Genomic DNA, 13,317 nt, shown 5'->3' with positions numbered 1-13,317 from the left:
GATGGCAAAAAAGATTAATTTTAAGCACAGCGACGCTTTACTCGATAAAATGTTCGATGCCATTCATGGTTATGATTTAGCAGTATTGTACCCTTCTTTAGAGGATATAGAGAAGAAGAGAATGATTGCACTTATTAAAGATGAGAAACTTGCTGATATGTTTGTTGAATTAGAAAATGAAAATCAACTAGATCTCATCAATTATTTGACTCAAGCAAAAACTAAAAAATTAATAACCAGCTTAGAAAGTGATGATTTAAAAGAGTTTTTAGAAGATCTAGATGAGGTAACTCAAAAACAATATTTGAAGTATCTAAATAAAATTAAAGCGAAAACCATAGAACTTTTATTGACTTATCAAGATGATCATGCAGCGTCAATCATGTCTACTGATTTTATGATTGTTGATCAAAACATGAGCGTTAAAGATGCAACCAGCAAGATTGTTACAACATCAAAAGATCAGGATTACATCGATCACATATATGTTACAAATGATAATGATCAATGGGTAGGAACTATCAATATCAAAGACCTGATAATCGCTAGATCAGGCCAATTAGTAAAAGATATCATGGAAGATGAAGACATTTTCATTTTTGAAGATGACTCTATCGAAAAAGCCATTGATATGGTTCAAGATTATGATAAAAATGCAATTCCAGTACTGGATCACAATCATCATGTGATTGGTATCATTACTGCTGATGATATCTTTGATGAATTGATAGAAGACTATGAAGAAGATTATCAAAAATTGGCCCTTATTAATGAGCATACAACAGCATTAACTTCTATTCAAAGAAGTAAACAAAGACTACCATGGTTACTCATAGCTGTTTTGTTAAATTTAGTTACCATAACGATACTATCCACCTTTGAAGCAACCCTTGAAGCTGTAACAGCTTTAGTATTGTTTCAACCAATGATTTTGGGTATGGCAGGTAATATTGGAACTCAGTCTTTAGCTGTAACTATTCTAGGTATTCATGAAGATGATTTCGAGAACAAACATAAGAAACATATTATAAAAGAAATATCAGTTGGTGTCTTTAATAGTACTATCTTAGCAGTTATTGCATATGTTTTTGTTTACACATTATTAAGTATCATAAGTAGTTCTGTGACAAGTCCACAAAGTATTGCACAAGTCGTTGGGTTAGCAATCTTTTTAGCAATGAGTATATCATCAACGATGGGAGCTTTAGTTCCTATGACCCTACATAAATTAAATATTGATCCAGCATCAGCTTCTGGACCAATAATGACAACTTTTAACGATATCATTGCGCTTGTGCTATATTTTGGTATAGCAACCATGATGTTTTTATAAAAAACAAGATTTTATTATGTTATAACCCGAGTTTTATAGTTTGAAAAGAGTAAAAGAGACAATCTCCGCTTGATTAGTGGAAGTTAGTCTCTTTTTTGATTTAAGTGTTTTGTAGTAAAGTAGTAAATTCTCTTTTAATAGTTTCGGATTTGTAGAACTGCTTAGAGAAATCTACTCCATATTTATATGATAATTCTAGGATTTCATGATTCACTTTATTCAAATGTAATATTCCATTTGACATTTGAAGTATTTGTGCGCTATTTAAAGCGTCTTTAAGTTTATTTACTGAATACTTGTTTCCAGTTTCTAGCTGTAATAAACGATAAAGTGTTAATGAGATGAAACAAGTTAAGAAATGGCCTTTTATGTGCTCGTCTGTCCATACATAAACTGGTCTTCCTTCCAAGTCGCTTTTAGTGACTCTAAATGAATCTTCAATTACGGATAAATTTCTATACTTATCAATGATATCGAATGGTGTTAACTCTAAATCGTTTGTTACGATTGCGTAATATCCATCCAATGCGATATCTCTTTTGTACTTTTCTTCATTAAATTCATAATGATTCTTAGCTTTTACTATTTCTCCAGTATCTTTATCATATACTGTCTTTTTAAAGTATTTCTTTACACCGAATGAGTTTGATGCGTTAAGTAATGATGGGTCATCAATAAACTTTTCTATCTTTTCATCTAGAATGCCACGTTTAGCGTGTTGGTATCTTTCTTCCTTTAAACTCCAAAAACACAATAGATGTTCTGTTAATTCATGTTTGATCTTTTTATTATCTTTATCTACTTCACCAGTGTCTACAGTACGGATTCTTTTGACTGTTTTATATTTGAACGTACCAGCTTGGTTTTCTATATATCCTTCAGGATCTAATATGATATCTGCCATTTTGCTTCCACGCATTCGTATCTTTTGGGAAATAATATACTTATCTTTCTTTTGATCAATATAACTAAGGTTTTTTCCACTGTTGTTACCTTTGTCTCCGACAATGGTAATTTTACCTAAGTTGTATTGTTTTTTTATTTTCGTTAAGATTGGTTGCATTGTACTTAAATCATTTGTACATCCTGGAAACAACTCATAGGTTATTGGGATTCCATCTCTATCTATAAATAACCCCATTTGTACTATTCCTGTTTTTTTATTTTCTTTGGATACTCCTTTTTGTCTTAAACCTATCATCTCTTCACTTTCAAAGTAATAGTTAGTCACATCATAGAATACTAATGTACAATCACGTCCGTATTCCTTACTGATTCCTTGATGCATGCAATATGTTAAATCATCTTTAATTAATGCTAAATAATCAAGTGATTTATAGATGTCTTCCATCTTGAAATCACTTAAATCAAAGAAGTAATTCCCTTTATTCTCATATGTTTTCTTCTTACTTCCTGGATTAAGACATCTAGAAAACACAAGTAACTTCAATATGTCATCTAAGTCGTATTTTACTCTTGTAGTTTCTTGGTATGCCTTCATAAACTTCGATATCCCTATCTTGTTGTAAATTCTCTCTAAGAATACATATCCGTAGTTCAGCAACGAGTTTGATTGTTCTTTGGAGAAATCAATTGTCATTTCTTGAAAAAGTTGTTCTTCTTTCTCTAAACTCAGTTTCTTCGCTTCTAATCTTAGTTCTTCTAAAATGTTTGGGTTGTCTTTTTCTAACTCTTCTAAAATACCGTAACTCTTTATTGTTCGGTGCTTTGGTTTACCGTTTTGATCACGGTAACTCTCAACCAAATATAGAGAATGTGTATTATTTGTTTTTATCTTTACCTTTTTTATAAACATAAGAATCAACTCCTATATTCATCATATCATAAATTACTACGATTTACTACAATTATTTTGACTATTTGCTTTTTTATAGTTTGTTTTATACTTAAAAGCACCTAAATCACTATTTATAGCCATTTAGGTGCTGTTGTATTTGTAGTAAACTTGTTGTATTAATGTTGTTTAGTGCTAGGTTTGTGAAACTAAACTATAAAACTCGGGCCATGATGTTTTTATAAAAAACAAGATTTTATTATGTTATAATAAACACTAGAAAGAAGGTAAAAACGATGGAAAATTATATTAAGATTTATGAAGAAACAAGAAAAAAAATCAAAGCTTATAGTTACATGATGTGGCTAATGAGTTGGGACAGAGAAACTGAAGCTCCAAAAGCATCTTTAGCATATAGTGCTAAACAGTTTTCTGTCATTCAAGAAGAATTATATACTATCGAGTCTAACCCAGATTATATGGATGCAATCGAAAAACTACATGAAAATCTTGATCAATTAGAAGATCATGACTTTAAAGTAGAGATTAAGCATGCATATAAAGAACTCAGAATGATTAAAAAAGTGCCTAAAGATGAATATCTTGCGTATGGTTTATTAACTCAAGAAGGTCCACATATATGGGCTGAAGCCAAAGAAAAAAATGATTTTGAGATGTATAGACCAACATTAGAAAAAATCGTTGCATTCAATCAAAAATTAGTTAAATATTTAGAAACTGATGAACTTAAAGGTTATGACGTTTTGCTTGATATGTATGAAGAAGGATTTGGTGTTAAAGAATATGATGCATTTTTTAATACTGTAAAAGAGGATCTAGCCCCATTTGTATTAGAAGTCACAAAAAATAAACAACGATTCTCTAGAAAACTTACTAAGGGTATATTCCACAAACGTGGACAAGAAGAATTTTCTGAGTACTTAATGGATGTTTTCCATTACGATCGTTCTAAAGGTGTTTTAAAAGAAAGTGCACATCCTTTTACATCAGGTGTAAGCAGTGTTGACACAAGAATAACAACTAGATATCATGAGGACAATTTAGCATCAAGCATTTTCTCAACCATTCATGAAATGGGTCATGCCATTTATGAACTACAAAATGATCCTAAATATGATGATACCATGCTACATGGTGGAACAAGTTTAGGTATTCATGAATCAGAATCAAGAATGTATGAAAATATGATTGGTAGAAGTTATGCTTTTTGGAAGATTCATTATCCAAAACTAGTAGAAATATTCCCTAAAGAATTAAAGAATATCACACTTGAAGAGTTTTATCACTTTATCAATCGTGCCGAAAGATCATTAATAAGAATTGAGGCAGATGAGTTAACATATGCTCTTCATGTTCTTGTTCGCTATGAAATTGAAAAACAACTCATATCAGGTAAACTAAAAGTTAAAGATCTTCCAAAACGTTGGAACGGACTTATGAGTAAATATGTTGGTAAAAAACCAAGCAATGATAAAGAAGGTGTATTACAAGATATTCACTGGTCATTTGGATCATTTGGATACTTCCCTACGTATGCTTTAGGTTCTGCCTATGCAGCACAAATTTATCAAGCAATGAACAAAGAAATTAATGTTGAAGAAGCCATATTGAATAATCAAATCAATTTGATCAATGACTGGTTAAAAGAACATGTTCATCAATTTGGTATGTCTAAAACACCAAAAGAAATCATGTTGATTGCGACTAAAGAAGATTTCAAACCTTCTTACTATGTAGACTATTTAATTAAGAAATTCACGAAATAAGGAAAAATCATGTTATCTATTCGCTCTTTATACCAAGTAGGATATGGTCCTTCTAGTTCACATACCATGGGTCCTGCAAAAGCATGCTTAATCATCAAAGAACAATATCCATACGTTGAAACATATGAAATTATTTTGTATAATTCTTTTGCTTTAACAGGTAAAGGGCATTTGACTGAAGAAGCGATTAAAGATGCATTGTCACCATCATCGGTGACTTTTTCTACGTCTATTGATGTTAAAAAACATCCAAATACGATGATTATTAAAGGCATCTTTGATCAAAAGATAGTTGTAGAAAAAGAAGTTCATAGTGTTGGCGGTGGACGTATTGTATTTGTTGGTGAAGATGATCGTGAACCAATGATTTATCCACATCAAACATTTAAAGCAATCAAAAAATACTGTAGAGATCATCAAATGTCTCTTTATGAGTATGTTGTTATGGTTGAAGGAGAAGACATTAATATTTTCTTAGAAGATGCTTGGAAGGCTATGAAAGAAGCAGTAGAAAGAGGTATTAAGACAAAAGGTACATTGCCTGGACCACTTAAAATGAAGAGAAAGGCATATGATCTTTATCATAGACAAAAAGACAATGAAGTTCCTGAAATAACTGAGAATAGATTAGTTAGCAGTTTTGCATTTGCAGTAAGTGAAGAAAATGCAAGTGGGGGCATTATCGTAACTGCACCTACATGTGGTGCGTGTGGCGTTGTTCCCGCAGTACTATATTATATGCAGTTAAAGCATAAGTTTTTAACAAAAAAACGCATCATTAAGGCACTTGCTGTTGCAGGATTGATCGGTAACTTAATTAAATATAATGCATCGATTAGTGGTGCAGTTGCTGGATGTCAAGCAGAAATCGGAAGTGCTTGTTCAATGGCTGCTGCAGCTCATGCAACCTTATTTAATCTAAGTGTTGATCAGGTCGAGTATGCTGCAGAAATTGCGATGGAGCATCATTTAGGACTTACTTGTGATCCAGTTAATGGATATGTTCAAATACCTTGTATAGAAAGAAATGCAGTGGCTGCACTAAGGGCAATCGATGCTTGTGGATTATCTTATTTTTTAAGTGATTCAAGAAAAATTAGTTTTGATACTGTTATTGAAACTATGTATCAAACTGGACTAGATATGCATGAGTCATATAAAGAGACAGCAAAAGGTGGACTTGCCAAATATTTCAAAGAGGATGATAACGATGTTAACTGTTGGTAGTATCATTACTGGAAAAGTCGTAGATGTTGACTTTAAAGGACAAGGTGTTATTAAATTAGATGGTTATGTTATCTTTGCGCCAAGACTTATTTATGATGAAATCGCGAAACTTAAAATCACAAAAGTCAAGAAAAAATTTTGCGAAGCTGAAGTCCTAGAAATCATTGAAAAAAGTAAACACCGTGTACGTGATCATGTGATCTTAGATGCTCTTGATTTATATCATATAAGTAGTGAAGCCCAAAAGCAGTGGCAAATAGATATTACGAAACAAACATTATCAAAAATATCTGGGATTGATGTAAGAGTTAATGAAATTATTTGTGATGAAAAAGATATTCATTACCGAAATAAATCAGTATTCCACGTGATGGATGATGAGGTATTAAAGTTAGGTTTGTATGATATAACAAAAGAACAACTAGTTGAAATTGATTCGTTTATTTTGTCTGATCAAGTAACCAATAAGTTTCTTAAAATCATTCATGACGAGGCATTTCATATAGAAAAAAATATACTGAAGCATGTTGTTTTTAGAACGAATCAAAAAGGTCAGATACTTGTAACTTTCGTGTCTAATCATCGGCGTGTTAAAGGCATAAAATTTATTATAGATAGACTTAAAAAAGAGTCTGAAGTTGTAGGCATTACTTTAAACATAAGTGACTCACCAAAACATATTTTAGGAAAATATAGTGAAGTTTTATATAAAGAAAATGTCATTATGGAGCGATTAAACAATATTGATATGCCCATTAATGACAGATCTTTTTTTCAAATAAATTTGCCAGTTATCCATAAGGCATATCAAGTTATTAAAACTGGTTTAACAGAGAAGGATATTGTCTTGGATGCGTATAGCGGTATTGGTTCAATTGGGTATTTTATAGCAGACAAGGTTGACAAAGTGATGATGGTTGAGTCTAATAAACAAAGCATTGATTTAGCTCTAAATATCAAAGAAAAGTATCGCTTTGACCAAGTAGAAATCTATCATCAAACGACTGAATCATTTGCACAAGATATAATGTTTAATAAGGTTATTGTTGATCCACCTAGAAATGGATTGATGCCTAGCTTTATAGCATACATACTTGAAAAAAAACCCGAAACCATTTATTACCTATCATGTGATGTTAAGACACTAGCTAGAGATTTATTAATGCTAACAAAGCATTATGTTGTTGAACAAGTTTATCCAATTAGAATGTTTCCTCAAACGACTTCACTTGAGACTCTAGTTGTTCTAAAACATGTCAATACTTTAAATACTTAAAAAAGATGATTGTTAGTATATTATAGTAAAGGAGAAATAATTCATTTTTATTTGAATTTTAGTGGTTTTTATGAAAATAGGATTATATCAAATGATCAATCAAGGAGATATAAGTCAAAATTTCAGTGTGATGGAACAAGGTGTTATTGAAGCATTCAACAGTGCATGTAAAGTCGTAGTTTTTCCGGAATGTGCACTTACTGGTTATCCACCGATTGAAACTCAAGTTGACTTAAATTCTATCAAAGATGATGTCGCTTTATTTGAAGAAAAACTTAAGCAAACCGCAAAAAAGTACAACATCAATATCATTTTTGGAACCATTAGATTCGAAGATGATAAAAGATTTAATACGCTCAAAGTGATTAATCAAGAAGGTAATATGATTGATTATTATGATAAAAGAGCTTTGTGGGGTTATGACTTGCAAAACTTCCAACATGGACAAACATATAAAAGTATTATCATCGATGATGTAAAGATTGGATTATCGATTTGTTTTGAAATACGTTTTCCAGAATACTACAGAGAACACAAAAATCATGCAGTCGATCTCATGCTAACTTGTTTTTGTGACACCTCTGCAGTGGAAAGCCCAACTAGATATAACCTCATTAAAGGGCATATTCAAACTAGAGCAGTAGAAAATGTTATACCACATCTATCTGTTAATAGTGCAAGTAAATTTCAAAGCGCACCAACAGGTGTATATGATATATATGGTAACGAATTAATGAGTGCGCATTTAAATGTTAATCAGTTATTGATTTATGCCTATCAAAAACAAGAGGTAGGCTATGGAGCAAAAGGTATTTTAGAGATATCTAAAAACTTGTCTAAAAATAAAAAAGGTTAAACTAAAGATCACGGTTATATATAAAAAAAGATGTTATGAGAATAATCTTCTCATAAACGTCTTTTTATTTTTCTCTTACGAACATATTGAATTTTTTTTCATGTCCAATCGTTGTTGGTCGACCATGCCCAGGATAAAGCTTTGTTTGGTTTGGTAGCATTTTATAGAGCTTTAAAATACTACTTTGTATATCTTCAAATGAAGAAAATGGTAAATCAGTCCGCCCGATTGTTTCAAAAAATAGAGTGTCTCCTGAAAAACATAACAGACTATTTAACGCACACAAAACAGTTCCTCCTGCAGAGTGTCCAGGAGTTTCAATAACTTTAAATTCATGGTTACCAAGGGTAAGCGTATAGTTTTCTTCGATAAAATGATCAACTGGGATATCATAACCTAAACGATTATAATCGGATTTAATAAACCATATCTTGTCTTTTAAAGGTGCAAATACTTTAGTATTATATAATGATTTAAGTTGCTTAACTCCGCCAACATGATCAATGTGTCCGTGTGTTATGTAAATACCTTTGATATTAAGTTTTTGATCATCAATGAAAGCAACAACTTCAGCACTTTCATAACCTGGATCTATGATTATTGCATCTTGGTTTTCATAGACGATGTAACAATTGCTTTTATACATGCCTAACGTAAATTTTTGTATATTCATATTATCACCAAAAGTAGTATAACATATCTTATTTTAATAATCATATTGCTAGCATTATTTATAAAAAAATTATATAATAACAACGGTAAAGGAAGTGAAATCATGAAAATAGCAAACAGTTATTTAGAACTTATTGGCAACACACCATTATTAAGGTTAATGAAATATGAAAAACTTGTTGGCGCACATGCGGAAATCGTTGTTAAGTTAGAAAACTTAAACCCACTAGGAAGTGTAAAAGATCGTCTAGCATTTGCGTTAATTAATAGTATTGAAGAAAAAGGTTTAATCAAAGAAGATACAGTTTTTATTGAACCAACCAGCGGTAATACAGGTATTGGTTTAGCTTTTATCTGTGCATCTAAAGGATATAAGCTGATTTTAGTGATGCCAGAAACAGTGACCAAAGAAAGAGTGCAAATCGTTAAAGCATTAGGAGCAAAAGTTGTTTTAACTGATCAAACAAAAGGGATGCAAGGATCGATTGATTATGCAAAAAAACAGTTAAAAAAACATAATAATTATATCATGCCATTACAATTTGAAAACTTAGCAAACCCAGAAATTCATAGAAAAACTACTGCAATTGAAATCTTAAACGATACAGATCATCAGTTAGATTTCTTTATTGCTGGTGTAGGTACAGGTGGGACAGTTACTGGTACGGGTGAAGTCTTAAAGCAAACATTAGAAGACGTTAAAATAATAGCTGTTGAACCATCTGGATCTCCAATGTTATCCAAAGGAGAAAAAGGTCCACATAAAATCCAAGGCATTGGTGCTGGATTTGTACCAAAAGTATTAAATCGTGATGTTATCGATGAAATCATTACTGTATCAGATGAAGATGCTTTTAATACTGCTAGGTTATTAGCGAAAACAGAAGGTGTCTTTGCTGGTATTTCATCAGGAGCCATTTTATATGCAGCAACTGAGATTGCGAAAAGAGTAGAAAATAAAGGAAAGAGGATAGTTGCGATTGTTTGCGATACAGGTGAACGTTATTTGTCGACAACTTTATATGAATAATTATGTTTTTTAAATGTACTGTCAAAGATGTAAACTCAGCTAAAAAGTATGACCCAGCTGCACCAGGATGTTTTATGTTGTTTTTCACTTATCCAGGTGTTATTGCACTTAGAAGACATCGTCTTGCACATTTTTTGTGGAAGAAAAAACTAAAGACACTAGCTAGATTCATCAGTTATAGAACAAGAAGAAAGACTGGAATCGATATTCATCCAGGTGCAACTATTGGCCAAGGTGTATTTATTGATCATGGCATGGGTGTTGTCATTGGTGAAACAGCAGTTGTGGGAGATAGATGTGTGATTTATCACGGAGTCACTTTAGGTGCAAATACATTCGAAAAAGTTGATCGCCATCCAAAAATAGGTAATGACGTTATCATTTATGCAAATGCAACAATTATCGGACCAATACACATTGGTGATCACAGCATTATTGGCGCGCATGCGGTTGTAGTAAAAGATGCACCGGCTCATAGTAAATTGATAGGAATTCCAGCGCATAAACATAGTAAAATGTAAAATCAAAGATAATATCCCATAAAGATGTTTTGATTGCGATGATTTATTGACAAAAGCATAAAAATTTGATATCATAAATTGAATTTTAGGAGGGTACTTATGATTTGGGTAGATTATATAGCAATTATCTCAACAATCCTACTCATCATTGCGGTATTATTACAATCTTCAGAAGATAATATCCAAGATGCGTTTAGTGGTGAAAAATCAGAGTTATTTAAAAATAAAAAAATACGTGGTATGGAGTTATTCTTAACACGTGCATCAATCATTTTATCAATAGTAATGATTGTATCAGTTATATTATCAAATAACTTGAGATAAGTTGAAATGAAAAAACAAGGTGTTTCTAACGAAACGCTTTTTTTCGTAGGAGGATAAGGATGCCGCAAAGATATTTTATTGATCCAATTGATTTTGAGATAAAAACAATTTCTGGTAATGATGCACATCATATTTCTAAAGTGATGCGCATGCACATTAATGATGAAATTATTGTTTGTAGCAATCAAGAGTGTTATCGTTGTCATATTACAGATATAACCAAAGATGTGCTATTTGAAATTGATGAAAAATTAGTGAAAAAAGAAGCGTTTCATGCAACATTAATCCAAGGTTTGCCTAAAGGATCAAAGATAGATACAGTGGTTAAGTATGCGACTATTTTTGGAGTATCAAATATCATTTTTGTTGAGATGAATCGCTCGATCTCCAAAGAAAAAAATACCGATAATAAACTTAAAAGACTTGAATCAATAGCAAAAGAAGCTGCTGAACTAGCACATCGATTTGATGTTCCTAAAATAGAATTTATCAAAAGATTAAAAGATATTAATTATCAACCATTTTCTTATGTGTTGGTTGCTGATGAGAATGAAAAAACAACACATTTAAATCATGTTATTAATCATCAAAATATCAAAGAACATATCGCTATAATTATTGGCCCTGAAGGTGGAATCACTGATGAGGAAAGAAACTTTTTCAAAGATCAAAAAGCACACTTTATTTCCCTTGGAGATAACATTTTGCCAACCGAAATAGCCTCATTATATGCATTATCCTATTTATCAATCAAAAATATCGAATAATTTTGACAAATCTTAAAAAATCATATATAATGTAAAAGGCTATTAAATCTAAGCGTGGAAGGAGGGCAGACTATGCCTAAAACAGTTGTTCGCGAAAAAGAAACATTAGAAGATGCTTTACGTCGCTTTAAACGTGATGTTTCTAAGTCAGGAAACCTCCAAGAAGCTCGCAAGCGTGAATTTTACGTTAAACCAAGTGTAGAACGTAAAGACCGTGCTCGTGCAGCTCGCGCTAAGAAAAAGTAAATCGTGAAGAAACGCACCAATTGGTGCGTTTTTATATCATTTATACCTCAAAAAAGTACTGTTTGTGCTTTTTTATTTTTCTGGGTATGGTATAATAAATACACGATAAGGAGCTGATTTAATGAAATTAAATCAACAAATTCATCATGCTGAATCCATCAGTAGACTTGTTGGTGTTCAAGATCGTAATCTATTAGTTTTCAAGCAATACTTAGGTGTATCAGTTTCAATTAGAGGTTCTGAAATCATCACAGATGCAAAACCTGATATGCTTTCGCTCTTGGAAGCTATTTTTGCTGTTTTAATAAAACTAGCAGAACATCAAATACAGTTTAATGAACGAGATGTCATGTATATCATTAAACTCGCTGAGAAAGATGAATTAGCAGGAGTGTTTGATTTATATAAAAATCGTGAAAAAATATTAATTAATGATCAAGGTAAATCCATTTACCCTAAAACATTCAATCAAAAAGATTATATCAAAGCGATTGAAATCTTTGATTTAACTTTTGGTGTTGGTCCTGCTGGGACTGGGAAAACATATTTAGCTGTTGCTGCTGCAGTCAGAGAACTTAAGTTAGGTAAAGTTAAGAAACTGATCTTAACAAGACCTGTTGTGGAAGCCGGTGAGTCTTTAGGGTTTTTACCTGGAGATTTGAAAGAAAAAGTCGACCCGTACTTAGTGCCATTATATGATGCATTATATGAAATGTTAGGGATGCAAACAACAACCTCACTTTTAGAAAAAGGTGTGATTGAAATTGCACCTCTTGCTTATATGCGAGGTAGAACTTTAGAAAATGCTTGTGTGATTTTAGATGAAGCTCAGAATACAACAAAAGCACAAATGAAGATGTTTTTAACGAGATTAGGATTTGCGTCTAAAATGATAGTCACTGGAGATCCATCACAGACTGACCTTAAAAACAGTAGAGAAAGTGGACTTAATCAAGTACTAGAGATTCTTAAAGATATGGATGACATTAGAATCATTACATTTGATAAACTAGATGTTGTTAGACATCCTCTTGTCCAGCATATACTTGAAAGGTACGACAAACATGAAAATTAATATCCATAATCAAACACAAGAAGATATTAAAGATGTAGTTAAATTATTAAAAAAGGTATTTAGACCAATCAAAGAAAAATTAAGTATGGAAATCATTTTTGTAACACAAGAAATTATCCATGAAATGAATAGAAACTTTAGACAAATCGATAGACCGACTGATGTTTTAAGTTTTGTTAATGACGATGAATCGATTAAGTCGTTAGGAGATATATTTATATCTTTGGAACAAGCACATCTTCAAGCAAAAGATTTAGGACATTCATTTGAAAGAGAAGTTGGATTTTTAGCTGTTCACGGATATCTTCATTTAAAAGGGTATGATCATCACTCACCAGATGAAGAAAAAGAAATGATTGAAATGCAAGAGTACATTTTAAATAAAGCAAACTTAAAAAGGAGTTAAAT

Annotated in this window: 14 protein-coding genes; 12 read left to right on the top strand and 2 right to left on the bottom strand. The window is 31.7% G+C overall.

Annotated elements, in window-relative coordinates; all coding sequences use genetic code 11:
• The first annotated feature begins 1 nt into the window (after window position 1).
• Entirely contained in the window at window positions 2–1,333 is a 1,332-nt protein-coding gene (locus tag BK011_04705; GenBank protein AUD65011.1) for a magnesium transporter, read from the top strand.
• A gap of 100 nt (window positions 1,334–1,433) precedes the next feature.
• On the opposite strand, the gene BK011_04700 is transcribed toward BK011_04705, so the two are convergent.
• Entirely contained in the window at window positions 1,434–3,149 is a 1,716-nt protein-coding gene (locus BK011_04700; protein AUD65010.1) for a hypothetical protein, read from the bottom strand.
• A 275-nt stretch (window positions 3,150–3,424) separates the two neighbouring features.
• Here BK011_04700 and BK011_04695 point away from each other — a divergent pair, with 275 nt between their 5' ends.
• From BK011_04695 to BK011_04680, 4 genes are all read left to right on the top strand, one after another.
• A complete protein-coding gene (locus BK011_04695) occupies window positions 3,425–4,915 on the top strand; it encodes a hypothetical protein (GenBank protein AUD65009.1) in 1,491 nt (496 codons plus the stop codon).
• Window positions 4,916–4,924: 9 nt separating this feature from the next.
• Window positions 4,925–6,142, top strand: coding sequence for an L-serine ammonia-lyase (locus BK011_04690; protein ID AUD65008.1), 1,218 nt, complete (start codon window positions 4,925–4,927; stop codon window positions 6,140–6,142).
• Window positions 6,126–7,418, top strand: coding sequence for a 23S rRNA (uracil-5-)-methyltransferase RumA (locus BK011_04685; GenBank protein ID AUD65007.1), 1,293 nt, complete (start codon window positions 6,126–6,128; stop codon window positions 7,416–7,418). Before BK011_04690 ends, BK011_04685 begins: the two co-directional genes overlap by 17 nt.
• A 70-nt stretch (window positions 7,419–7,488) precedes the next feature.
• Window positions 7,489–8,274, top strand: a complete 786-nt coding sequence (locus BK011_04680; GenBank protein AUD65006.1) for a hypothetical protein — start codon at window positions 7,489–7,491, stop codon at window positions 8,272–8,274.
• Window positions 8,275–8,338: 64 nt separating this feature from the next.
• On the opposite strand, the gene BK011_04675 is transcribed toward BK011_04680, so the two are convergent.
• Window positions 8,339–8,947 (bottom strand): hypothetical protein, encoded by a 609-nt coding sequence (locus BK011_04675; GenBank protein AUD65005.1) that lies wholly within the window; start codon window positions 8,945–8,947, stop codon window positions 8,339–8,341.
• A gap of 99 nt (window positions 8,948–9,046) precedes the next feature.
• Here BK011_04675 and BK011_04670 point away from each other — a divergent pair, with 99 nt between their 5' ends.
• The 7 genes from BK011_04670 (at window position 9,047) to BK011_04640 (ending at window position 13,315) form a co-directional block, all read left to right on the top strand.
• On the top strand, window positions 9,047–9,976 hold the full coding sequence (locus BK011_04670; protein ID AUD66147.1) for a cysteine synthase A: 930 nt from the start codon (window positions 9,047–9,049) through the stop codon (window positions 9,974–9,976).
• A gap of 2 nt (window positions 9,977–9,978) precedes the next feature.
• Window positions 9,979–10,497, top strand: a complete 519-nt coding sequence (locus tag BK011_04665; GenBank protein AUD65004.1) for a serine O-acetyltransferase — start codon at window positions 9,979–9,981, stop codon at window positions 10,495–10,497.
• Window positions 10,498–10,596: 99 nt separating this feature from the next.
• On the top strand, window positions 10,597–10,821 hold the full coding sequence (locus BK011_04660) for a preprotein translocase subunit SecG (protein ID AUD65003.1): 225 nt from the start codon (window positions 10,597–10,599) through the stop codon (window positions 10,819–10,821).
• A gap of 59 nt (window positions 10,822–10,880) precedes the next feature.
• Complete coding sequence (locus tag BK011_04655) at window positions 10,881–11,588, top strand: hypothetical protein (protein AUD65002.1); 708 nt, start codon at window positions 10,881–10,883, stop codon at window positions 11,586–11,588.
• Window positions 11,589–11,660: 72 nt separating this feature from the next.
• Window positions 11,661–11,834, top strand: coding sequence for a 30S ribosomal protein S21 (locus BK011_04650; protein AUD65001.1), 174 nt, complete (start codon window positions 11,661–11,663; stop codon window positions 11,832–11,834).
• 121 nt (window positions 11,835–11,955) lie between these two features.
• Window positions 11,956–12,909, top strand: a complete 954-nt coding sequence (locus tag BK011_04645) for a phosphate starvation-inducible protein PhoH (GenBank protein ID AUD65000.1) — start codon at window positions 11,956–11,958, stop codon at window positions 12,907–12,909.
• The gene (locus BK011_04640; GenBank protein AUD64999.1) at window positions 12,899–13,315 is read left to right on the top strand and encodes an rRNA maturation RNase YbeY; all 417 of its coding nucleotides are present in this window, start codon (window positions 12,899–12,901) and stop codon (window positions 13,313–13,315) included. Before BK011_04645 ends, BK011_04640 begins: the two co-directional genes overlap by 11 nt.
• Window positions 13,316–13,317: the final 2 nt, after the last annotated feature.

The organism is Tenericutes bacterium MZ-XQ (assembly GCA_002838205.1).
Taxonomy (GTDB): domain Bacteria; phylum Bacillota_I; class Bacilli_A; order Acholeplasmatales; family Acholeplasmataceae; genus Mariniplasma.
This window is presented reverse-complemented; position numbering and strand designations above follow the sequence as displayed.